This is a genomic window from Methylomonas sp. BG-2, from assembly GCF_057766305.1.
In genome coordinates, this window is record NZ_JBYMAP010000045.1 from 1 (window position 1) to 23,605 (window position 23,605).

A 23,605-nucleotide genomic window follows, 5' to 3' on the forward strand; every position below is an offset into this window, starting at 1 on the left:
AGGCGACTATGCGCCGGCGATCACCGCGGACGGCGGCTACGATACGCTGAAGATTCAGGTGATCTCCGGCGGCTTCGAGGTTGGCGGTCTGAAATACCTGAATCTACCCAACACGCAACAGCTCGATCTGAAATTCGGCTTTACCGCGACCGACAGCGACGGCGACGGCGTGGCCGGCCGCTTTAACGTCGAAACCGGGGCCTTGCTGACGACACAATTGCACTCCCCGGGCAGCGTATTGGAACACCCCGATAGCTTGCACGCGCTGTCCACGCCGTAAATTCGAAACCCGAGGGCATAAAAAAACCGGCTCGCGCCGGTTTTTTTATGCTGAAGACGTACGCTTAAACCGAATGCCGGCGCCTGCCAGCGCCCAGTACGCCCAGTACGCCCAGTACGCCGGTCAGAAACAGCCAAGTCGCGGCGGGCAAAGGCACCGCGGCCACCGAATAGGTCAGAGTCGCTTGCAAGGCCGGTGGAAATTGGTCGGACAAGCCGCTGTTAAACAAATCCAAGTCAACCCCATCGGACAAGGTCAAGCGAATCACGACCCGGCCGTCCTGAGTCCAGTTAACGATGTCGTCGCCGCTGATATCGAAGCTTCTGGTCCATTGCACCCAGGAAATGTCGCCGCCCTCGGCGCCTAAGACCGTGGCGGTGCCGTAGCCGGTTTGCGGCCGCGCATCCCAATCGTACAGATAGTAATCGTCGCCGGGTACATAGCTGTCGAGCACAACGGCATTCACTGATTCGTTGGCAGCGTCGATCGTGTAATCGCCGGTCGCGCTGATCGTGAACACACCGTCAATGAAGGTGGCGACGACGGCTTCGGGAATTTCGAAGTCGAAGGTTCTGTTGGAATTGCTCGGCGTGAATAATTCAGAGGTATAGGTAACTTGGTTGGGTGGGGTGTAGCTAACCGTCGTAGCGTTTGCGTGACATGCGGCGAGGGTCATACCCAGCGCGGCGAGGAGTTTGGATAACGTGGTCTGCATAAGGACTTACCCATGGCTGAAGGAGATGGTCAAATTCTACGCGATCCGCGCCAGCCAGACCACTGGACGAATGGGAAATTCGTTTTGTCGGGACGCGGATTCGTCTGTCGCGGCCGGCAAGCAGCAAGTTGCCGCCGATTACGATTTTTCGATCGCGGCGCAAAGCCAACAAATTGGCCGAAAGCCTCCCAAAAAAACATGCTTGAGCCGACCATTTCGGGTATCCTTTTTAAGCTCATCCCACGTTATTCCAGGTTCCGAAATGACCAACAATACCGACATTGCCGGCAAACACGATATCGATCCCGCAGAAACTCAGGAATGGATGGAGGCGCTACAGGCGGTCATCGAAAAGGAAGGCAGCGACCGCGCCAGCTACCTGATCGAAACCCTGCTTGAAACCGCCAGGCAATCCGGTCTGGACATACCCTTCTCCGCCAACACCCCCTACATCAACACCATCCCGGTCGATAAACAGCCCAAATACCCCGGCAACACCGACATTGAACGCACCGTCCGCTCCTATGTGCGTTGGAACGCGATGATGATGGTGTTGCGCGCGAACAAGTACACTAATGTCGGCGGCCATATCGCCAGCTTCGCGTCGGCGATCACCTTGTACGATGTCGGCCAAAATCATTTCTGGAACGCGGCTTCGGACAAACACGGCGGCGACCTGATTTTCTCGCAAGGCCATTCGGCCCCCGGCACCTATGCCCACGCCTTCCTGCTAGGGCGCTTGAGCGAGGCGCAAATGGACAACTTCCGTCAGGAAGTGGGCGGCAACGGCTTATCGTCCTATCCGCATCCCTGGCTGATGCCGGAGTTTTGGCAATTTCCGACCGTATCGATGGGCCTGGGACCGATCATGGCGATTTACCAAGCCCGCTTCATGCGCTACATGCAGGATCGCGGCATGACCAATACCGACGGTCGGAAAGTCTGGGCCTTCCTAGGCGACGGCGAAACCGACGAACCGGAAACCCTGGGCGCGATCGGCATGGCCGGCCGCGAAAAACTGGATAACCTGATTTTCGTCGTCAACTGCAACCTGCAGCGCCTGGACGGCCCGGTGCGCGGCAACGGCAAAATCATTCAGGAATTGGAAGGCAACTTCCGCGGTGCCAACTGGAACGTCATCAAAGTCATCTGGGGTCGGCGTTGGGACGCCATCCTGGCCCGCGACAAGGACGGTCTGGTGGTCAAGCGCATGATGGAATGCGTGGATGGCGACTACCAGACTTTCAAATCCAAGGACGGCGCCTATGTCCGGGAGAAGTTCTTCAATACGCCGGAACTGAAGGAGCTGGTCAAGGATTACACCGACCGCGACATCTGGGAACTGAATCGCGGCGGCCACGACCCGATCAAGGTCTTCGCGGCCTATAACGCGGCGGCCAACCACCAAGGCCAACCCACCGTGATTCTGGCCAAAACGATCAAAGGCTACGGCATGGGCGATTCCGGCCAGGCGCAAAACACCAGCCATCAGCAAAAGAAGATGAGCCTGGAGTCGATCAAAGCCATCCGCGACCGCTACCAACTACCGATCAGCGACGAAGAACTGCCCAATTTGCCTTACATCCGCTTCGCGGAAGATTCCGAAGAACTCAAATATTTGCGGCAACGCCGCGTCGACTTGGGCGGCTATTTGCCCGCGCGGCGCCCTAAATCCTATCCGCTGGAAATTCCGGCCCTGCCGGCCTTCAAAGCCTTGCTGGAAGGCACCGGCGAAGGCCACGAGATTTCAACGACGATGGCCTTCGTCCGTATCCTCAACATCCTGGTCAAGGACAAGCAAATCGGCAAACGGGTCGTGCCCATCGTGCCGGATGAATCGCGCACCTTCGGCATGGAAGGCATGTTCCGTCAGTTGGGCATCTGGTCGCAGGTCGGCCAGCTGTATACGCCGCAGGATGCAGAACAACTGATGTTTTACAAGGAAGACAAGCACGGCCAAGTATTGCAGGAAGGCATCAACGAAGCCGGCGGTCTGTGCGACTGGATCGCGGCCGGCACCGCCTATTCCACCCACGGCGTGCCGATGATTCCGTTCTTCATCTATTACTCGATGTTCGGCTTCCAACGCGTGGCCGACCTGATCTGGGCCGCCGCCGATCAACGCACCCGCGGCTTTCTGCTGGGCGGTACCGCCGGCCGCACCACCTTGAACGGCGAAGGCCTGCAGCACGAAGACGGCCACAGCCATTTGATGGCGGCGACCGTGCCTAACTGTTACGCCTACGACCCGACCTTCGCCTGCGAACTGGCCGTGATCATCCACGACGGCTTGCGCCGCATGTACGTCGAACAGGAAGACATCTTCTATTACATTACCTTGATGAACGAAAACTACGATCAGCCCGCGTTGGTCGAAGGCTCGGAAGCCGATATTCTGAAGGGCATGTATTTGTTCAAAAAAGGCCCGAACAGTAAAAAGCCGCGCGTGCAGCTGCTGGGTTCCGGCACGATCTTTATCGAGGTGATCGAAGCCGCCGGATTACTGCGCGACGATTGGGGCGTGGATGCCGACTTGTGGAGCTGCACCAGTTTCACCGAACTGGCGCGCGACGGCCAAAGTTGCGAGCGCTGGAACCGGCTGCATCCGACCGAAAAAGCCCGCGTTACCCACGTCGAAAAATGCCTGGACAGCGCCAAGGGGCCGGTCGTCGCCGCGACCGACTACATGCGCGCTTTCGCCGAACAAATCCGGCCTTGGGTCAAACAACCTTACACGGTCTTGGGTACCGACGGCTTCGGCCGCTCCGACACCCGCGCCAATTTGCGCAGCTTCTTCGAGGTCGATCGATATCACGTGACCGTCGCCGCGCTGCACGCGCTGGCGCTGGCCGGCGAGTTCGACGCCGCGAAAGTCGAGGTGGCCATCGCCAAATACAATATCAATCCCAACGTCACCGCGCCCTGGTTGATTTAACGGCTGATTTAACGGAAAGCGACACATGAGTTCTTTAATCGAAGTAAAAGTCCCCGACGTCGGCAACGTGCCGGAAATCGACATCGTTGAGGTATTGGTCCAGCCCGGCGATGTCGTCGCCATCGAGCAAACCCTAGCCGTCATGGAAACCGACAAGGCGACGATGGACTTGCCGTCCAGCGCCGCCGGCATCGTTAAGGCCGTGCACATCAAGCCCGGCGACAAGGTTGCCGAAGGTAGCCTGATCGCCACCGTCGAAGTCGGCGAAGCCGCCGCCGCACCGACAGTCGAAGCCACACCCGAGCCGACTCCGGCTCCAGTGGAGCCAGCCGAAGCGGTTCAGGCTCCACCGGTGGCTGCGCCCAAACCCGAGCCGGCCCAGCCGGCGCCGGTTCCGGTCGCTCCGGTCGCTGCGAATGCGGAGGCTTACAAACCGCACGCCACTCCCAGCGTCAGGCTGTTCGCGCGGGAATTGGGTGTCGATCTGAGTAAAATTCCGACCGGAAGCGGTCGCAAGGGCCGTATTTTGCAGGACGACGTGAAAAACTTCGTCAAACGAGTGATGACTTCCGCGCCGGCCGCCACCGGCGGTGCCGGCATTCCGGCCATCCCGGCGGTCGATTTCAGCCAATACGGCGAAATCGAGGAAAAGCCCTTAAGCAAAATCAAGCGCCTGACCGGTCAAAACCTGACCCGAGTCTGGCTGAACCTGCCGCTGGTGACCTACCATGACGAAGTCGCCATCGACGAGATGGAAGACTTCCGCAAAGCCGTCAACGCCGGCCAAGGCAAGGACGGCATCAAAGTCACCGGCCTGGTTTTCATCATGAAGGCACTGGTCGCGGCGCTGCAAAAATTCCCGTCGTTCAACAGTTCGCTGTCTCCGGAAGGCGACAAGCTGTTCCTGAAAAAGTATTACCACCTGGGTATTGCGGTGGACACCCCCAACGGCTTGGTCGTACCTGTCATCCGCGACGTCGATAAAAAAGGTATTTTCCAGTTGTCTCAAGAATTGGCCGAGGTTAGCGAGCTGGCCAGAAACGGCAAGCTGAAACCGTCCGACATGCAAGGCGGCTGCATGACCATCTCCAGTCTGGGCGGCATCGGCGGCACCGCGTTCACGCCTATCGTCAACGCCCCGGAAGTCGCAATCCTGGGTGTGACTCGTTCCAAGGTACAACCGGTCTGGAACGGCAAGGAATTCGAGCCGAAATTGATGCTGCCGCTGGACATCACCTACGACCACCGTGTCATCGACGGCGCCGAAGGCGCGCGCTTCATGGAAGCCTTGAAAGCCAATCTGGCGGATATTCGGCGGTTGTTGTTGTAGTTTTGGCTGCGAACCAATCAGAGGATCTCTAACCCGCTCGGTCGGCTTGTTTTATCGACGCAATTGGCGCCATGACTGTATCGATTGGACGGCTGAGGTACGAATGAACTTTGATAGTCAGTTTTACGGCCCAGTTTTCGGGCAATTGCTGGCTGGAGAGCGCCTGATGGTTTTAGGTCCGGGACGGCCTGACTCGGACGTTTTCGACATCTTGAACTCGCTGCAAATCGAAACGGCATTTGCGCCGCGCGTCGTCAAGGACGACAATTATGCGGCGCTGTGCATCGCCGGGCTTTGGTTGTATTACGACTATCTCGAGCCGAGCCATCAAATCAGCCAAAAAATCACCGGGCCTTCCGGGAGTTACTGGCACGCGATCATGCACCGCCGCGAGCCGGACAGCGGCAACAGCAAATATTGGCTGGATCGCACCGGCCGCCATCCGATTTTTCCGGATTTAAACCGACAAGTTCAACTATTGATTGCCGACCGCGAATTGCCCGGCATCGCGGGTTTCTTAGGTAAACAGCGCGAATGGGATGCCTACGGCTTTGTCGATTTATGCGAAGCGGCCAGACTCCGCGGCGGCGACATCGAATCGCTGTGCCGGCACATTCAGTTACTGGAATGGCGGCTGCTATTCGATTTTTGTTTTCAGGCCGCGACGGTTTGCCACTGCTAAGCCGGCCGCCGGCCCGCGCGCGGAATGCGGTAGGTTCCGCGATATTCCACTTCGATAGCCCAGCCTTGCGCTCATAAAGACTTGGCAATCATCCCGGCCAATCAAATGCCGTTTCGTAGGCGCAACGCATCGTCGCGATGATGGCGTTTCGAATCACGACGATGCGTCGTTCCCACCATGACTTTCAGAGTAATAACCCAGGCTTGCCGGATGGGCCGACGCCACAACGCCCTAGCGGACCGTCACTCGTCCGGCCAGACTATTGCCCCTGACCGCCTCGTTATACATATCGAAGCCGCTGGCCGGCGGTATCGATGCGTTGCCGGGACGGCTGACTTTCCAAACTTGGTACAAGCTCAATTCGCCACCGGGTTGCAGTTTGGCGACGCGGACGATGCGATCGGGATAGCGCTGGGTTTCCTTGACGTTGGCCCAATAGCTGTCTTCGCCGGCTTGCAATTTGGCGTCGGCCAAGTAGGTTTGGTCGTTCTCCTGGCCTTCCGCCACCGCCGGGATACCGTCTTCGACGACGACGAATTCGCTACCGACCGGCAAGCGGCCCGGCTGGTCGTGGCGTTTGATCCTAACCTCGCTGACCACCACGTCGCCGAGGCTTAGCGGCTGGCTCAAGTCGATCGGTTCGCTGCCGCTCGACGTAATGCGGCGGAAACCGCGCTCGATGGTCAGACCGGCCGCGCGGGCGGTAAGCGCCTGATACGGCATATCGACTTGTAAGCTGGCCGAGGCCACGTCGGTGTCGCTCAACTCGGCGATGCGGATGTCCGCCAGCTCGGCGGTCATCGGCAATGAGTCGAAACGCCCCAGATAACCGCCGGGTATCCGATTCAAATGACCCAGCACCTGGCCGGCGGCGCTGACTTTCAAGACCTTGGTCTTTGCGTTTTGCGCGGCGGCGGCTTCCTTGCCGAGCAGTTCGCGGGTGTTGAAGATCACCTGGGCAGTGTCGTAAGTCGAGGCCCAGTAGCCGTGTTGCTGGGTTTGCAGCAGCAGGCGTTTGAGCTTGGTTTCCAGCGCTTGCGGCAGTTCGCCGGCCGCCGACAAAACGCCTAACCCTTCGGAAACCGCGCTGGGCAAGCCGAAGCCGAAACCCAAGCGGCCATACAACTCGCCGTGCTCGGGCTGATACGCATTGGGATCAAGCGCTTCCAAGGCTTGTTGCAAGCGCATAGCCAAACGTTTTTGCAGATCGGGTTTGTCCTGCAAGGCTTGATTGAAACTGTGCCAGCTAATGGTTTGATAGGCGGTGACCAAGCGAAGCGCGGCGGTCAAGTCGGCGATGCCGGCCCGGTCGTCGGCATAAACTCGGGCGACGAAATCCGCCTGTTGTTGCCATGGCCCTTGGTAAATGTAAGTGGCGGCGCTGTAGCCGGCCAACGTAAAACCGTCCAACGCCTGGTTGTTGACGGCTTGTTGCTCCAGCCAGACCGCGCCTTTGCCGTAGGCCGCGGCGGCACCCTCGATTTTCAGTTCCTCGGCGTATTTCAAGGCCTGCATGGCGATCAAGGTGACCGGCACGCCGGCGCTGCTGTCGCTGGGCCACAACGCGAAACCGCCGTCGGCCTTTTGGTTTTGTATCAATTTGCGGATGCCCAGCGAGGCGTTTTGCTTGGCGCGCTGCAAGGGCTTTTCGAGCGGTCCGAGTTGCTCGGCTTTCAGACCGGCCCGCTCGATCAAATCCAGCAACACCAGATTCGGCACCGTGCTGTGCGCCAATTGTTCGGTACAGCCGTAAGGGTATTGCACCAGCATCGCCGCCGCTTGCAGGGCCGCGCCAAGCAGGCCGGAATTGACCCGCACCGTCAGTTGCCTGGCTTGGGCTTGTTCCGGAGTATCGAAATGCAAGCCACCATCGCGCCGTTCGGCGGCATAAACTTGCGGCAACGCCGCCGGTTTAATCGGCAGATCGAAGGTCTCGGCCCCGCCGACCTTGACCGGCGCCGGCGCGGTCAAACCCACCCGCAGGGAGGCGTTGCCTGATTCGACGGCCGCCCGTAACCGCAGCGGCCACCGTTGTTCAGCCTTGCCGGCCAGTTCGGCCGCCCAGGCGACTTCGCCGCTTTGTCGCTGCAGCGATTCCGAAAGACTCAGACTGCCAGTCAGCTTGACTGGATCGGCCAAGTGGTTGGTCAGTTTCACGGCCAATTCGATTTCGTCGCCGCCGCGCAAAAATTGCGGACCGACGGTATCGACGGCGATGTCGGTCTTAGTCCGGAATTGGCCAGTGGTTTCGCCAAGCCGGCCATCCTTGTCGCTGGCGACCGCGGTGACCAGCCATTCGGTGACGTTGGCGGGCATATCGACATCGATACTGGCAACGCCGTCGGCATCGGTAACGACATGCGGAAACCAGCCGGCGGTGTCGCGCATGGCTTTCTTCGCCAGCTTGCTCTGGCTTTTCAAGGCGCTCAGCGCGAAATTGGGTTTGCGCAACAGATCGGCGTAACCGTAGCCTTGCAGGTCGTCGGAATAAAAAGTGGATAAATTGCTGCGCTGCAACGGGTAGAAAAAATCGAAGATGCCGGGCCGGAACTCGGCCTGCACCGCGTAAACGGCGCGATCGACGATAGACACCGCCAATTCGGTGTCGGCGGCCGGCGTGCCGTCGGCACGTTTTACCTGAAGCTTGATTTGGGTCGGCTTTAGCGGTTCGGCTTCGGCTTGGGCCGGTTCGATGGCGATTTGCAAACGCTTGTCCCACGGCACGATTCTGAAACCCAGCGTCTGCTCCTTAAATTTGCCGCCGGCCACCGGCACGGTCACAGTATGGTAAAAGCCGGTGCCATATTCCGGTTTGGCGGTCACGTCGAACCAGCGACTACGGCCTTGCACCCGCGCGCTCCGGCTATCGAACAATTTGGCACCCGCCACGGTTTCCCAGATCGCCCCGCTTTCTTGATTCCCCCAGGCCTTGGGCAGCAGCGCGAAAATCCTGGCTTGCTCGCCGGGGCTGAGGATGGTGGTCGGCGTGTACAACTCCAACTCGGGATTATCCGCCACCGCTTCGCCGCCGTTGCCGGCAACGACCAAGGTTACCGCTTGCGACTCGGCGGCATGCTTCATCGTCGCGCCGGCCAAGGTTTCCAGCCGGGCAACCGCCGACAAGCGACCGTATTGCTGCAGGGCCGGTAGCGTCAATGTTTGCTGGCCGCGTTCGTCGGTTTGGAAATCCAGTTTCACCAGACCGCGTTTGGCCGAACCCGGTTGTTCGATCAGTACATCGACCACGCCGCCGGCTTGGCCGGCCGGTTTGCCGTCCGGATAGCTGGTTTGCAGCAACAATTGCAAATCGTTGTCGCCGACCGCGGCAATGGTTTTGTTGAAGCGCAGCGCCGGTTGGGCTTCCGACAGGGTTGCGTACAGGTTGTCGGTCAAAATCGCACTGCCGCCGGCGGCATCCTGGGCGCGCACCATCAAGATGTAAATCCATTCCTGTTCGGGTTTAATCTGCTTGGGATCGGCCTGGGCTTCGACCGGCACCGTGAACTCGAAGCTGCCGTCGCCGTTTTCGCCCAGTTTGGCAGCGGTTTCCCAAGGGTTGCTGGCGTCGACGGCCTGACGCGCTTCAATCGAACTGAACAAGCGCTGAGGCTGGGTCAACGGCGCCGCGGATTTGATCTGGCCGAAGTAATCGTTGCCGGCCGTCAAGCCGGCGCCGGCATCGCTGACGAATTGCGGTACCTCGAATTTCTTGCGGTACAGAAACACTTCGAATTTGACGTTTTGCGGTACGCCGCCACTGTAGCGCTTGGCGCGAAATTTCAAATTGAATGGCTGACCGGGCTGAACGCTGGGGCTGCGATCCAGCCATTCCAAATAAAAGGTGGGCTTAACGTAGTCCCGCACTCGGAATTCGCCGCCGTAGGCCTTGTGGTCGATTTGAGCCAGCAAGCGGTACAGGCCCGGCGTCTGCGCGGCGTCCAGATCGAAGCTGCCGGAAAACGAACCGAAATCGGTCAACTGGGTTTGGCCTTGCAAACCGGTGGCGTTGCCGTCGGCACGCAATAGCGAAACCTCGGTTTGCTTGGATTGAAAGGCCGGGATTTTCAACTGGCCGTCCTGCAAGTTGCGGACGATGCCCTTGTAGAAAAAGGTTTCGCCGGGTTTGAAGATCGGCCGGTCGATCATCACGAACACCGCGTCGTCCTTGGCTTGAGTCGGCAGAAAATCGGTCGCGGTCAGCGCGGTGCGCATCGCGTCGCCGGGTTTGCCGGCCGGCGCATCGACCCTGACCAGCAATTTGCCGTCCAGAATCCCGTCGGGGTTGTCGAAGCGCAATTCGCCGGCGGCGTCGGAAGCGCCCGGCATCGTCCGCCAAGCTCCGCGTCCGTCGCGAAGGCTGACCTTGGCGCCGGCCACCGGTTGCAGATCGCGGTTCATCGTCCGTACCAGTAATTGCTCGCTGGATTGCTTGACTTGCACCGCCAGACTGCTGACCTGAATCAAACATTGCGCCTCGGTTTTGCCCTGCACGGCTTGCAATAAATAAATGCCGTCCGGCAGGGGCTCGAGCGCGACTTGCCGAATCTTATAGCGATTTTCGCTCCAGGCATCCTCGTTAAACCACCAGCCTAAATCGTGGGTTTGCCGGCCGTTGCGTTGCAAATCCAGATAACTTTCCCTGACGACGGTAAAACCTTTCGGCGCGGCGACTAAAATCTGCTGCGGCACCGAAACCAACGGCTTTTCGGTGACGGTGAGTACCGAGCCGCTAAAATTAGTTTCCTTCAACGCTTTGCGGAACTCGACATCCAGCATGCCGCGCAACATTTTTAACGGCGATTGGGCGTTATTCAAGCCCTTGGCGAAATAGTGGCCGGGATTGAGTTCGTTGACGGGTTGTTCGTAACTGCGGCTGACATTGAATTGACCGTCCAGAAAGTTTTCCAGGTTGTCGGCCTTCAGTACCCTGAGCAACATGGGCTGGTCGGTGACGGTGTAATCCAGGCGTATGCTCGGCGATTCGGCATTGGAAAAGCTGCGCTCGGCGGTCAGATAAAACGGACTCCCCGCCCAGGCCCGCCCGGCGCAAGCGAACATCAGCCAGACGGCGAGCGTCCAGCACAGTCGGAAATAATTGCGGATTGAGGACGGGGCAACGCGCCGATTACCGGGAGCGGCGGTCGCACGACCTGAAAACAGCCATTGAGCGAAAGCCGAAATCGGAGTGTCCGCCCGTCTACCCGCACCGAAAAAATCCAACATTTCCCTTACTCCCCATTCGATCACTCGAACTTCGAACGCGTCAATTTCGACGCTGCGTTAACCGCCAAGCCGCCGACGTCAATCGCAACAGCAATATCTAACCGGCCAACTACGTCGGCCGGCATTTGGCTGTTAATGTTAGCAGGCCGAAGCGCGGCTTGCCGCGTTCGGCCTGAGGAGAAAACTGCAGCGCTCGATGCCGCCGCAAATCTTGAAGCGCCGAGACGCGCCGGATCAGGTGATTACGTCGGGTGCGTTACGGCCGGTGCGTCGTTTGACTTCGCAAAATTGCTCGGCGAGCCCAATCAAATCGGCCAAGGCCTCTTGAGCGTCTTGGTCGTGTTTGGCGACGTCGCGTTCGTAGCGTTCCAAATAGATGCGCAACGTGGCGCCCACGGTACCGGTGCCCGACAAGCGGAAAACGATACGCGAGCCGTTGGTGAAGCCGATGCGTATGCCTTGCGCGCTGCTGATGCTGCCGTCGACCGGGTCGGTGTAGCAGAATTCGTCGGCATATTTGATCGTGTAATCGCCCCAGCTTTTGCCGGGCAAACCGTTCAGCAGGCCGCGCAAATGGTCGAAAATGCCGTTGGCGACATCGCTATCGACGGCCTCGTAGTCGTGGCGGCAATAGATGTCGCGGCCATACGTTTGCCAATGCTCGCGGACGATATCGGCGACCGGCTGGCGTTTGCGGGCGATCAGGTTCAACCAAAACAAGACCGCCCACAAGCCGTCCTTCTCGCGCACGTGGTTGGAACCCGAGCCGAAGCTTTCCTCGCCGCAGATCGTGATTTTGTCGGCGTCGAGCAAATTGCCGAAAAACTTCCACCCGGTTGGGGTTTCGTAACAGGGCAGACTGAGTTTGTCGGCGACCCGATCCACAGCCTGACTGGTCGGCATCGACCGGGCCACGCCGCTGATACCCTTGGCATAGGCCGGAATCAACTTGGCGTTGGCGGCCATGATTGCCAGACTGTCGCTGGGCGTGACGAAAATATTGGCGCCCATGATCATGTTGCGGTCGCCATCGCCGTCGGATGCCGCGCCGAACACCGGTGCTTCGGCGCCGAGCATGATTTCGGCAAGTTCATGGGCGTGCGCGAGATTCGGGTCCGGGTGACCGCCGCCGAAATCTTCCAGCGGTACGGCATTGAACACCGAACCCGGTGCGGCGCCCAGTTCGTCTTCCAATATCTGTTTGGCGTAGGGGCCGGTGATGGCGTGCATGGCGTCGAACTTTAGCGTGATCAAGCCGGCGGCGATGCTTTGTTTGATCAACTCGAAATCGAAAATGTCAGCCATTAACGCGGTGTAATCGGCCACAGGGTCGATAATGTTAACCTTTACGCTGGCGATTTGTTGCTCGCCAACCGTATCCAGATCGATGTCCGCAAGTTCCGCGCTTCGATATTCGGCAATGATTTTGGTATTCGCGTAGAGTGCGTCAGTGAACTTCTCCGGCGCCGGGCCGCCGTTGCCGACGTTGTACTTGATGCCGAAATCTTCGTCGGGGCCGCCGGGATTATGACTAGCCGATAGAACTATGCCGCCGAAGGCTTTGTATTTCCTAATAATATTCGACGCGGCAGGGGTGGACAATAAGCCGCCTTGGCCTATAATGAGCTCACCGAAACCGTTGGCGATCGCCATTTTGATGATGATCTGAATGGCCTGCCGGTTGAAGTAGCGGCCGTCGCCGCCGATGACCAGGGTTTCCCCCTGGTAGCCATCCAAGCTATTGAATATGGATTGGACGAAGTTTTGCAGGTAATTTGGTTGTTGAAATACGCTTACTTTTTTTCGTAGTCCGGATGTGCCGGGCTTTTGATCGTCATAGGGAGTGGTTTTGGTGATTGTTATTGTCATATGCTACCCTTTGTCGTGCGACGTTTTGAAAGGGTTAAAGTATACTAAAACCCTGGTTATTGACAGATTGCCATGCTGAAGCAGAAATTATTCAAGGTTTTCATCCTAGTTGGCGTTTGGGTTACTTCGGCGTGCGCTGCGGCGGACGATGTCTGGTTGCTGGTCGACACCGAAAAGCAGAATATGGAAGTCAAAAAGGGCGGCAAGACTGTTGCCGTGTTGGAGAACATCGCGATCGGCCGTAGCGGTGCCGGCAAGAAAAGCCACCGGGGCGACGACGTCACGCCGGTCGGAAGCTTCAGGATAGGTTGGATCAATCAGCGGAGCATGTTTCGCAAATTCTTTGGCTTGACTTACCCCGATGTCGAGCATGCGGACGAAGCGTTAAAACAAGGAAAAATCGATTTGGATACCTACGAGTCGATCGCTAGGGCGCATTCAGTTGGCCAAGTGCCGCCGCAAAACACCGAATTGGGAGGTCAGATTGGTATCCATGGTTTGGGTAGTGCCAATCTCGCCATTCATAAAACCACAAACTGGACACACGGATGTATCGCATTGACTAACGAACAAATCGACTTGTTGAGTCAATGGGTGGAGAAAGGGACGCTTGTCACCGTGAAATAATGTTGGTAAAAACCAAAAAAATGTTGGACAATTGCCACCGTTTTTTCATTTTATTTTTTGAAACCACAATCAAGGGGAAAACACCATGATGAAAGCCATTAAATTATCAGCAGTTGTTGCCGTTGCAGCTCTGGCTACTGGTTGCGCCAGCACTTCAGACATCGAAAACCTGCAAGGTCAAATCGACAGCCTGAAACCACAAGTTTCTGCCGCCTCTGCTGACGCTGCTTCCGCTAAAGCTGCTGCCGCCGAAGCTGCTGCTAAAGCTGCCGCTGCAGAAGCCGCTGCTAACCGTGCCGCTCAATACGCTCAAGACACCAACAGCAAATTGGACCGCATGTTCAAAAAATCACAACACAAATAAGCTTTATTATTTGAGTTGCCGATTAAAAAAGCCCGTGAACCGAAAGGTTCACGGGCTTTTTTGTTTTCCCGATTCAGCAGTCAATGCGCCTGATTTTGTACGATAGCCGGGGTTTGCACGGGTCTCTCGTAAATCGCAATCGGAATGCCGCTGGCTTTTTCGAGAGCGGCTTTTAAAATCGCGCCTTTGATAACCGGCATTTTGCCACCATTGGCCTGTTCGATTAAATCCAGCGCCACGTGCAGGCGTTGCTCGAAAGTCGCGGGCGTCTCTTCCATTTGCGGATAGGTTTCCAAATACAAGGTGTCGTGATACCAGCCGACCTTGATTGGCTGATTGACAATATTGACCGTGGTGCCGGTTTTCACCATCGGGAAGAACTGCTCGATGTCGGCGGGATACATCCTGATGCACCCATGGCTTACGCGCATGCCGACGCCATTGGTCTTATTGGTGCTGTGGATCAAATAACCGGGAATGCCCAGGCGAAATGCATACAATCCCAACGGGTTGTCCGGACCGGGTGGGTAATAAGGGTCCAGCACATCGCCATCGGCCAAATGTTCGGCGATGATGGACTTAGGCGGGGTCCACGACGGCCGCTCGGTTTTACCGAGAATGCGGGTTTTGCCGAGCGGCGTCTTCCAGTCGTCTTCCCTACCTATGCCGATCGCATACGTCACCACCTTGGTTGTGTCCGGAAAATAATAAATTCGCATTTCCGGCAAATTGATCACGATCCCTTCGCGGGGCGCGTTAGGTAGCAAAAAACTGCTGGGAATCTTCACTTGCGTTCCCGCGCCGGGCAACCAGCGATCGACATAGGGATTGGCCAACACAATTTGATCCTGACCCAGTCTGAAATTGACGGCGATATCAATCAATGTGTCTTCCTGTTTGGCCGCGACATATTTGACCTCGTGTGGCGGATTGCCGATCAGGCTGTCGCCGGGCCGATCCGGCGGCGCCAAGGTCAGGGCCGAGACCGGCGGCGCGACCAGACCTATCAACAGGCCTATCAATAATCGGATTTTCATTGAACCTTACCTTCAACGTTAAATAATTCGAGCAGACGCGGCAGGAACTGGGCAAGTTCCGCGGTCATAATCGAAAAATCGGCATCGAATTGCTCGACCTCGTCGAACGCTTCGATATTCGCGGCTTGTTCCTGCACCAAATCCAGGAATTTAAGGCGCTTCACCGCCAAATTCTCGTCCAGCACAAACGATAGTCTGTCCGTCCAATTCATCGCCAATTTAATGACTTGTTTGCCGGTATCCAAATGATTTTTGATCTCCGGCAAACCCAGGTCGTGGCGCTTGCAGCGAATGATGGCGCCTTCCTCTTCGGGCGAGCGCAATTCGCATTCGTCCTCAATGAGAATGTCTCCAGGGGTTTGGTTTGATAGCAGCCACTGGGTCATCACGCTGGAGGCCATGCCGTTGCCGGCTATCGGCGTCACCGGCAACGAACCCAGGGATTTGCGCAACAGGCTCAATAAGTCCTCGGCTTTCTTCGCCGAGGCGGCGTCAACGACCAGCCAGCCACCTCGGCCGTCGATATAGGCATAGGTCTTCTTGGAAAAGGAAAAGGCTCTCGGCAATAAATCAAAGATTAATTCGTCCTTCAGTCGATTGCGCTCCTTGGCCGGCAGTTTACGAGCTTCGCGTTCTTCGATTTCTCCGATCTTTTCTTGCAGCATTTCGTTGATGACCGAACTGGGCACCACCTTTTCTTCTTTCTTGGCACAAACCATTAAGAATCCGTTACTGGCATGCACCAGATCGTCGGAAGCCCGTCCCAACGGCGAAGTCCAGCCGAAGCTAAAGGTGTCGTGACTGCCGCAAGGCTTGAAAGAGGATTGGGCCAGCTTTTGTTGCACGGCTTCGGCGGACAACTCGAACGGCTCGGAAAACCGATAGGCGGCAAGATTCTTAAACCACATGAAAAGACTCTGTCAAAAACCGGCCATTATCGCAAATTTGTTGAATCCGTAGAACCGGCCAATTGGGAAAACCGCCGAATTTGGCGAGTTGGGTGCGGTGCTTCATCATCAGTTATTCACATTTAGCCACTACTGATCATACTGTAAAAAAGCTTGACAAATTAACTCGTTGAAATCAAAAGAATAATATCAAGCCATTGATAATTATGGCTTTTTTGAGTGGCTAAATTTTATACAATCTAAGCTCGACTCAGGAAATCCGGGGAAATCGACCGGCAATCGCCGCTCAACTCACAGACTTATCCACAACTTCTGTGACTATCCGGAGTTTTCCCTGGCGGGATAGTCAGTTAGCGGTGAAAACGAGTTAGTCATCTTGAACGGGTGGAGCAAAACCGGACCATGGCTTTCCATCAGGTTTGTTAAGATATGCCGAATACGGCACTCCGGCCGCCGTCTATCGGCCGCAACTGGGGCGACACCATGCTTTCCACCTGGGAAAATCTGCTGATTGGCGCCATGGCGCTGTTGATTCTATTCTGGATGCGGCCCGGCATCAAAGCCGCGTTGTCCCGGAGCCGGCAGGCACCGTCCGACTGGGGTGGCTTGATCGTGCCGCTCGTCATGGTCGTGATGTTTGTGCTTTTCCTCATCGCAATGGTTTGAAATGAACGAAGAATTTTATCTGGAAGACGAAGACGACGAAGTCGAGTATTACGCCGTACGTCCAAACAAGACACGGATCAAAAAGGAAATCGCCGAAGTGTTCGCGATGGCCGAGGAAATCAGCGGCTTGTCGATGGCCCATATCGCCGAGTTCGAGTTACCGGAACCGATAGAGCAAGCCTTGCGCGATGCCGGCAAAATGGGGCAAAACGCCGCTAAAAAGCGGCTGCTGAAATACATCACCGCGCGGATGCGCGAGCTCGATACCGACGCGATCCGCGAAAAACTGGATCGCCTCAAAAACCGCAGTGCTCACGCGGTGCGCGAGCACCATCAGGCCGAACGCTGGCGCGACGCATTGCTGGCCGACACCGGCAACGGTCAAATTACCGAGTTGCTCGGCGAATATCCGGGCGCCGACTCCCAGCATCTGCGCCAATTGCAACGCAATGCTCAGAAGGAAGCGAAGGATGGCAAGCCGCCGAAGGCCGCCAGGCAGCTGTATCAATATCTGAAGCAATTGATCGCCGACGCCGGCGTGGCATACCAAAGCGAATCGGACGACGACACCGAGAGCATCGAATGACCCAGGCTTGGTCCGGAGCGCGATTTCGAGTTGGCGGGCCGGCTTCAGCGACCGGCCAAGCGCATTTGCGCCAAAATCCACCCTTGCCGTCTGGCGACGTAGGCACTGGGGCGATCGGCTTTCAGCAGCAGGGGATTTGGCAGCGTCGCGGCTAGCAACGCGGCTTGCGCCGGGGTTATCTGGTGGGCGGGAACGCCGAAATAACGGCGGCTGGCGGCTTCGACGCCGAATAAATGATCGCCGAATTCGGCGATGTTCAGATAGATCTCCAGTATTCGCTGTTTGCTCCAAAACAATTCGATCAGCACGGTAAACCAAATCTCCAGCGCTTTTCTGGCCCAATTTCGAGCCGGGCTCAGAAACAAATTTTTCGCGACCTGCTGGCTGATTGTGCTGGCGCCCCGCAGCTTGCCGCCGCGCGCATGGTGCGACCATGCCTTGCCGATTGCCTCGATATCGAAGCCGTTGTGCCGATAAAACAATTGATCTTCCGAAGCCACCACCGCCGCATAGGCATGCGGTGATATGCGGTCGCCATCGACCCACTGCCGGGAAATCGGCCGATAGTTCTTGCCGGCCAACCAATCTTCCCAATGGCGGTTCAACATGAAAGCCGATGTCGGTGGCGGCAGGTAGCGCAAGACCATGACACTCAGCACCGATCCCACGATGAACGCGGTAAGAGCGTAGCCGAATCCGCGTTTCAGAGACCGCCACGGCGAAGCCGCCGCCCGCCGAAAACGGCGGGAAGGGGCGCGATAACGTTCGGGATGTCGGAAATGTCTCAAGTGGTGTTCGGCGGCAAATTTTCCGGACATTATCCACGATTCGCGTTGCCGCTACCGAAATGGGGGAAATGCCGCCATGATTTCTGTTTTTTCAGATATTTAACATAGTTCTGAATGAAAGCGGCGGCAAACAGCCTGGCCAGGGCGCATGCCGCATGGCCCAGAAGTTTTGGCATACGCTTTGCTTTATAAACAGCGGCATCAAGGATGTTAAGTTCTCTCCCCCGTGAACATGGAAAACAACGACGCCAAGGAACACCTGGATAAAAGCCGCTACAACGGCTTTTATCCAGGCAGGGACGACCCATCAGGCGATTCGCCTACCCATTCGCCGATGTCTCCGCGGCAAATCCCACCCTCGGCCCTTGAGCCGATTCGCAGTATCATCCAAGCTTTGCGATTTCGCCTGGGTCTTCATGAAAAACCATCATCGCTTGTTGCTTGGCCTCGTGCTGGGCGCGTCGGCCGGATTGGCCGGCCACGAATACGCCGGCTGGCCGCCGCTACAACTGACCGTTCGCTATGCGCTGGAGCCGCTGGGCCAGATTTTTCTGCGACTGATCTTCATGGTCGTCGTACCGATGGTCGTCAGCGGCCTGATGCTGGGGGTATTCCAACTCAGCAGCCACCACGGTCTGGCGCGAGTGGCTCGGCGCACCTTGCTGTTTACACTGCTGGCCAGTTCAGCCTCGGTTGCGATCGGGATTACCTTGGTGAACGTCGCCGAGCCCGGCGTCGGCGTTGAAATTCCCCAAACCGGCGAAACCACGGCGGTCGGCGGCATCCGCCGGAACGCCGAACAAGCCAAGCCGATAGAGCAAACCTTGCTGGATATTATTCCGAAAAACCCGTTCGCGACCGCCTCGCAAGCGCTGGAAGGCGAAATGCTGGCGCTGATGTTTTTCTCGCTGGTGTTCGGCGCGGCCTTGGCCACGGTCACGGCCGGCAGGGCCTCGCGCTGGGTCGAACTATTGGAAGAAAGCTATGCCGCCAGCTTGGTCGTCGTCGATTGGGCGATGCGCTTGGCGCCGTTGGCGGTGTTCGCGCTGGTGTTTCAATCGACGTTCAAATTCGGCCACCAGATTCTGGTGTCGTTGGGGTTTTACGTGGCCGTCGTGGTCGGCGGTCTGGTATTGCAGCAAATACTGGTGTATTCGGCCTTGTTGAAGGCCTTTACCCACCGGTCGCCGCTGGCGTTTTTTCGGGACTGCCGGGAAGTTTATCTGTACGCCTTCGCGACCGCCTCGTCCAATGCCACGCTGCCGCGGTCGCTGGAGTTGGCCGAGCGCGATTTGGCGATCAAGCCGGAAATCGCCCGCTTCGTATTGACGATAGGTTCGACCGCCAATCAAAACGGCACCGCGCTGTTCGAGGGCATTACCGTGCTGTTCCTGGCCCAGGTCTACGGGGTCGATCTGTCGATGGCCGAGCAGGTACGCGTGGTGATGATGGCGATACTGGCCGGCATCGGCACCGCCGGCGTACCCGGCGGCTCGCTGCCGCTGATCATGATTTTGACGCAACAGGTTGGCATCCCGGCCGAGGGTATGGGGCTGATCCTGGGCGTGGACCGGTTTTTGGACATGTGCCGGACTACCCTAAACGTTAGCGGCGATTTGGTGATCGCCGCCTTGGTGGACCAGCCGGAACCGGCCAAGGCCGAATGAGCCGCAGGCCGAGATTCGCCGCCTGACAAGCGGGTTTCGCTCGAGTCGCCGCCGGTCTGTGACATTCAACACTTGCAGGGCCTGATTCGGCCCTGTATCGTTGCCCGAATCTTTGCGCCAATATCCTCACATGTCCGATTCCGCCACACAAAAACTGATACTGGTCGACGGCTCGTCGTTCCTGTTCCGCGCCTTTCACGCCGTTCCGCCGCTGACCAATGCGCAAGGCGAACCGACGAATGCGATTTATGGCGTTTCCAACATGTTGCGCAAGTTGATCAACGATTACAACACGCCCTATTTCGCGGTGGTATTCGATGCGCCGGGCAAGACCTTTCGCCACGATATGTACGAGCAATACAAGGCGCACCGGCCGCCGATGCCGGACGATTTGCGGGTGCAAATCCAACCCTTGCATGAATTGATCCGGGCGTTGGGGCTGCCGTTGATCATCGAGCACGGCGTCGAGGCCGACGACGTGTTGGGTTGCCTAGCGCAAAGCGCCGCCCGCCAGGGCTTTCAGGTGGTTATTTCCACCGGCGACAAGGACATGGCGCAATTGGTCAACGACCAAATCATCCTGGAAAACTCGATGACCAATACCCGGATGGACATCGCCGGCGTGATCGACAAATTCGGCGTCAAGCCCGAGCAAATCATCGATTATCTGGCCTTGATGGGCGATGCCGTCGACAACATTCCGGGCGTGCCCAAGGTCGGCCCGAAGACCGCCGCCAAGTGGTTGCAGGAGTACGGCACGTTGGACAACCTGATCGCCCACGCCGGCGACATCAAGGGCAAGATCGGCGACAACCTGCGCGACGCGCTCGGTCAGCTGCCGCTATCGCGCGAGCTGACCACGATCAAATGCGATGTGGCTTTGCATTACACGTTGGATGACTTGAAACGCAAGCAGCCGGACATCCCGGCTTTGAAAAACCAGCTGGGGCAACTCGGCTTCAGCAGCTGGCTAAAAACCTTGAACGGCGACGGCGCGCCTGAAATCTCGGGCGCGGCGGCGGACAACGCGCCGGCTGCCGCGGAGCCTGTCGCCGCGTTGGTCAAAGACTATCAAACCGTGCTGAATCAGGCCGAATTCGAGTCCTGGCTGAAGACGCTCGCGCAAGCCGATCTGTTTGCGTTCGATACCGAAACCAGCAGTCTGAATTACAGCGATGCGCAAGTCGTCGGCGTCTCGTTCGCGGTGGAAGCCGGCCGGGCCGCCTATCTGCCGCTGGCGCACGATTATCCGGACGCGCCAGTGCAACTCGACCGGCAAAGCGTGCTGGCGGCCTTGCGGCCGCTGCTGGAAGATCCGGCGAAAGCCAAACTCGGCCAAAACCTGAAATACGATGCCCACGTGCTGGCCAATCACGGCATCGCGTTGCGCGGCATCCGCCACGATACGATGCTGCAATCCTACGTGCTGAACAGTACCGCCACCAAGCACAACATGGACGATCTGGCCAAGTATTATCTCGGCGTCGATACCATTCATTTCGAGGATGTTTGCGGCAAGGGCGCTAAGCAGATCGGCTTTGCCGAGGTCGCGATCGACCAGGCCACCGAATACGCCGCCGAAGATGCAGACATCACCTTGCGCCTGCACCAGACCTTGTCGGCGCAATTGCAACAACAACCCGGTCTTTGGAAACTGTATAACGAGATCGAAGTACCGCTGATCGAAGTGCTGACCCGCATCGAAGCCAACGGGGTGTTGATCGACAGCGACATGCTGGCCCAGCAAAGCCAGGAACTCGCCGATCGGATGATAGGCCTGGAAATTCAGGCCCACGATCTGGCGGGTTCCACCTTTAACCTGGGCTCGCCCAAGCAAATCCAGGAAATTCTGTATGATCGCCAGAATTTGCCGGTATTGAAAAAGACGCCGAAAGGCCAGCCGTCCACCGACGAATCGGTGCTGCAGGAATTGGCGATCGATTATCCGTTGCCGCGCGTGATTCTGGAGCATCGCGGCATGAGCAAATTGAAATCGACTTACACCGACAAACTGCCGCAACAAATCAATCCGAAAACCGGCCGGGTGCATACCTCCTACCACCAGGCGGTCGCGGCGACCGGCCGGCTGTCGTCCACCGATCCCAATCTGCAGAACATTCCGATCCGTAGCGAGGAAGGCCGCAAGATTCGCCAAGCCTTCATCGCGCCGCCTGGCTACAAAATCGTCGCCGCCGACTATTCGCAGATCGAACTGCGGATCATGGCGCACTTGTCCGGCGACGCCGGCTTGCTGAAGGCCTTTGCCGACGGCGAAGACGTCCACCGCGCCACCGCCGCCGAAGTGTTCGAAGTGGCGCCGGACCAAGTCACCAACGATTTGCGCCGCTCGGCCAAGGCCATCAATTTCGGCTTGATCTACGGCATGTCCGCCTTCGGTTTGGCGCAACAACTGGGTTTGCCGCGTAATCAGGCCCAATCCTACATCGATTTGTATTTCAGCCGCTATCCCGGCGTCAAACACTACATGGACGATATCCGCGAGCAGGCCAAGCGGCTCGGCTACGTCGAAACCCTGTTCGGCCGCCGCCTGTATTTGCCGGACATCAACGCCCGCAACGCCGCCCAGCGCCAATACGCCGAACGCACCGCGATCAACGCGCCGATGCAGGGCAGCGCCGCCGACATCATCAAGCGGGCGATGATCGCTTGCCACCACTGGATAGAATCCAGCGGCGCCGACCTGAAAATGATCATGCAGGTTCACGACGAATTGGTCTTCGAAGTCGCCGAATCCCAGCTCGAGGCCAATATCGCCCACATCGTCGCCATCATGTCCAACGCCGCCGAGTTGGCGGTACCCCTACTCGTTGAAGCCGGCACCGGCGCGAATTGGGACGAGGCGCACTGAACGGCATGGGAGATTGGCGTTGAAAGTCAAATTCTGGGGCGTTAGAGGTTCCATCGCGACTCCCGGCCCGAGTACCGTCAAATATGGCGGCAACACCACTTGCATCGAGATCGCCAGTTCGTCCGGCGACTTGATCATTCTCGACGCCGGCACCGGCATCCACGCGCTGGCGCAAAGTCTGGCGAGCCGACAGCCGCTGACCGCGCATATTCTGATTACGCACACCCATTGGGACCATATCCAGGGTTTGCCGTTTTTTCTGCCGATGTTCAAGGCCGGCAATCGCATCAACATCTACGGCGGCCTCGATCCCTTCACCCAGCAAGGCATCGAGCGGGCGATGAACGTGCAATTGCAACACAGCTATTTCCCGATCAGCGAAGCGCAGTTGCAAGCCGACATTCGCTATTTTACGTTGAAAGCCGGCGAAACCATGGCGGTCGGCGGCGTGCAGGTCACGCCGACCGTATTGAACCACCCGGTTTACAACTTCGGTTATCGGATCGAGGATGCCGACGGCAGTTCGCTGTTCTTTACCGGCGATTACGAACCGCCGACCAATCCCTATCGCCCCGACCACCCCGGTTATCAAGCGATGCAGGACTTGACCGAACAAAAACTGGCCGAAGTCATCGCGGCGATGAGCGAAGTGGATGCGCTGATTATTGATTCGTCGTATACCGAAACCGAATACGCCCATCGGCGCGGTTGGGGCCACGGTACCTATGCCTCGGCGATCGCGCATGCCAAGCAGGCCGCCGCCAAGCGCCTGTTCCTGACGCACCACGAGCCGACGCGCGGCGACGCCGATCTGGAATCGATCTATAACGCCATCCTGCAAAGCGTCGGCGTCGAACCGGCGATTTATTTAGCCAGGGAAGGCGAGGAATACGAGTTGGCTTCGGCCGGCTCGGCGCCGGCGCCCGAGTAGCGTCTCAAGGCCTGAATTTCCGGTCTGGCCAGTGCCAGACTCAAGCGCCGCCAGGCATTCGAATCGCCGGGTAAGCCGAAACGCAGACTAGCCGGATCGGTGAACAAGCGGGTCAAGATCCCGTGTTC

18 protein-coding genes and 1 pseudogene are annotated in these 23,605 nt (G+C 57.8%); 11 read left to right on the forward strand and 8 right to left on the reverse strand.

Annotation, left to right across the window (positions count from 1 at the left end; all coding sequences use genetic code 11):
* A partial coding sequence (locus AC3B8H_RS06330; protein ID WP_488440769.1) for a hypothetical protein occupies positions 1 to 280 on the forward strand: 280 nt, incomplete at its 5' end.
* A gap of 64 nt (positions 281 to 344) precedes the next feature.
* Here the strand turns inward: AC3B8H_RS06330 and AC3B8H_RS06335 are convergent.
* Complete coding sequence (locus AC3B8H_RS06335; protein WP_488440770.1) at positions 345 to 995, reverse strand: hypothetical protein; 651 nt, start codon at positions 993 to 995, stop codon at positions 345 to 347.
* Between the two features lie 262 nt (positions 996 to 1,257).
* Between AC3B8H_RS06335 and aceE the strand changes: the two genes are divergently transcribed.
* The 3 genes from aceE (at position 1,258) to AC3B8H_RS06350 (ending at position 5,942) form a co-directional block, all read left to right on the forward strand.
* Positions 1,258 to 3,930 (forward strand): pyruvate dehydrogenase (acetyl-transferring), homodimeric type, encoded by a 2,673-nt coding sequence (gene aceE / locus AC3B8H_RS06340; protein WP_488440771.1) that lies wholly within the window; start codon positions 1,258 to 1,260, stop codon positions 3,928 to 3,930.
* 25 nt (positions 3,931 to 3,955) lie between these two features.
* Complete coding sequence (gene aceF / locus AC3B8H_RS06345) at positions 3,956 to 5,260, forward strand: dihydrolipoyllysine-residue acetyltransferase (protein WP_488440772.1); 1,305 nt, start codon at positions 3,956 to 3,958, stop codon at positions 5,258 to 5,260.
* 103 nt (positions 5,261 to 5,363) lie between these two features.
* Positions 5,364 to 5,942: a hypothetical protein gene (locus tag AC3B8H_RS06350; RefSeq protein ID WP_488440773.1), complete on the forward strand. Its 579-nt coding sequence runs from the start codon at positions 5,364 to 5,366 to the stop codon at positions 5,940 to 5,942.
* A gap of 231 nt (positions 5,943 to 6,173) precedes the next feature.
* On the opposite strand, the gene AC3B8H_RS06355 is transcribed toward AC3B8H_RS06350, so the two are convergent.
* Positions 6,174 to 11,000 carry an MG2 domain-containing protein gene (locus AC3B8H_RS06355; RefSeq protein WP_488440774.1) on the reverse strand — a complete coding sequence of 1,609 codons (4,827 nt, stop codon included), beginning with the start codon at positions 10,998 to 11,000 and terminating at the stop codon, positions 6,174 to 6,176.
* 399 nt (positions 11,001 to 11,399) lie between these two features.
* On the reverse strand, positions 11,400 to 13,034 hold the full coding sequence (locus AC3B8H_RS06360; protein ID WP_488440775.1) for an alpha-D-glucose phosphate-specific phosphoglucomutase: 1,635 nt from the start codon (positions 13,032 to 13,034) through the stop codon (positions 11,400 to 11,402).
* A gap of 72 nt (positions 13,035 to 13,106) precedes the next feature.
* On the opposite strand from AC3B8H_RS06360, the gene AC3B8H_RS06365 reads away from it, so the two are divergent.
* Together AC3B8H_RS06365 and AC3B8H_RS06370 are read left to right on the forward strand one after the other, a co-directional pair.
* The gene (locus AC3B8H_RS06365; RefSeq protein WP_488440776.1) at positions 13,107 to 13,661 is read left to right on the forward strand and encodes a L,D-transpeptidase family protein; all 555 of its coding nucleotides are present in this window, start codon (positions 13,107 to 13,109) and stop codon (positions 13,659 to 13,661) included.
* An 85-nt stretch (positions 13,662 to 13,746) separates the two neighbouring features.
* The gene (locus tag AC3B8H_RS06370) at positions 13,747 to 14,025 is read left to right on the forward strand and encodes an Lpp/OprI family alanine-zipper lipoprotein (RefSeq protein ID WP_082885413.1); all 279 of its coding nucleotides are present in this window, start codon (positions 13,747 to 13,749) and stop codon (positions 14,023 to 14,025) included.
* An 80-nt stretch (positions 14,026 to 14,105) separates the two neighbouring features.
* On the opposite strand, the gene AC3B8H_RS06375 is transcribed toward AC3B8H_RS06370, so the two are convergent.
* Both AC3B8H_RS06375 and rdgC read right to left on the reverse strand, forming a co-directional pair.
* Entirely contained in the window at positions 14,106 to 15,062 is a 957-nt protein-coding gene (locus tag AC3B8H_RS06375; RefSeq protein ID WP_488440777.1) for a L,D-transpeptidase family protein, read from the reverse strand.
* Complete coding sequence (gene rdgC, locus AC3B8H_RS06380; RefSeq protein ID WP_488440778.1) at positions 15,059 to 15,970, reverse strand: recombination-associated protein RdgC; 912 nt, start codon at positions 15,968 to 15,970, stop codon at positions 15,059 to 15,061. The genes AC3B8H_RS06375 and rdgC overlap by 4 nt, the downstream gene beginning before the upstream one ends.
* 429 nt (positions 15,971 to 16,399) lie before the next feature.
* On the opposite strand from rdgC, the gene AC3B8H_RS06385 reads away from it, so the two are divergent.
* Both AC3B8H_RS06385 and yjgA read left to right on the forward strand, forming a co-directional pair.
* On the forward strand, positions 16,400 to 16,636 hold the full coding sequence (locus AC3B8H_RS06385; protein WP_488440779.1) for a hypothetical protein: 237 nt from the start codon (positions 16,400 to 16,402) through the stop codon (positions 16,634 to 16,636).
* Position 16,637: 1 nt separating this feature from the next.
* Entirely contained in the window at positions 16,638 to 17,222 is a 585-nt protein-coding gene (gene yjgA / locus AC3B8H_RS06390; RefSeq protein ID WP_488440780.1) for a ribosome biogenesis factor YjgA, read from the forward strand.
* Between the two features lie 44 nt (positions 17,223 to 17,266).
* On the opposite strand, the gene mtgA is transcribed toward yjgA, so the two are convergent.
* Positions 17,267 to 18,040, reverse strand: coding sequence for a monofunctional biosynthetic peptidoglycan transglycosylase (mtgA, locus tag AC3B8H_RS06395; RefSeq protein ID WP_488440781.1), 774 nt, complete (start codon positions 18,038 to 18,040; stop codon positions 17,267 to 17,269).
* The gene (locus AC3B8H_RS06400; RefSeq protein ID WP_488440782.1) at positions 18,040 to 18,186 is read right to left on the reverse strand and encodes a hypothetical protein; all 147 of its coding nucleotides are present in this window, start codon (positions 18,184 to 18,186) and stop codon (positions 18,040 to 18,042) included. The genes mtgA and AC3B8H_RS06400 overlap by 1 nt, the downstream gene beginning before the upstream one ends.
* A 240-nt stretch (positions 18,187 to 18,426) precedes the next feature.
* On the opposite strand from AC3B8H_RS06400, the gene AC3B8H_RS06405 reads away from it, so the two are divergent.
* The 3 genes from AC3B8H_RS06405 to AC3B8H_RS06415 all read left to right on the forward strand — a co-directional run bounded on the left by AC3B8H_RS06405 (position 18,427) and on the right by AC3B8H_RS06415 (position 23,477).
* The gene (locus AC3B8H_RS06405) at positions 18,427 to 19,677 is read left to right on the forward strand and encodes a dicarboxylate/amino acid:cation symporter (protein ID WP_488440783.1); all 1,251 of its coding nucleotides are present in this window, start codon (positions 18,427 to 18,429) and stop codon (positions 19,675 to 19,677) included.
* A gap of 130 nt (positions 19,678 to 19,807) precedes the next feature.
* The gene (polA, locus tag AC3B8H_RS06410) at positions 19,808 to 22,546 is read left to right on the forward strand and encodes a DNA polymerase I (RefSeq protein ID WP_488440784.1); all 2,739 of its coding nucleotides are present in this window, start codon (positions 19,808 to 19,810) and stop codon (positions 22,544 to 22,546) included.
* A gap of 19 nt (positions 22,547 to 22,565) precedes the next feature.
* Entirely contained in the window at positions 22,566 to 23,477 is a 912-nt protein-coding gene (locus AC3B8H_RS06415; protein WP_488440785.1) for an MBL fold metallo-hydrolase, read from the forward strand.
* Here AC3B8H_RS06415 and AC3B8H_RS06420 read toward each other — a convergent pair.
* Positions 23,411 to 23,605 (reverse strand): annotated as a pseudogene (locus tag AC3B8H_RS06420) (hypothetical protein); the annotation flags it as partial. The gene AC3B8H_RS06415 and the pseudogene AC3B8H_RS06420 sit on opposite strands and share 67 nt — an antisense overlap.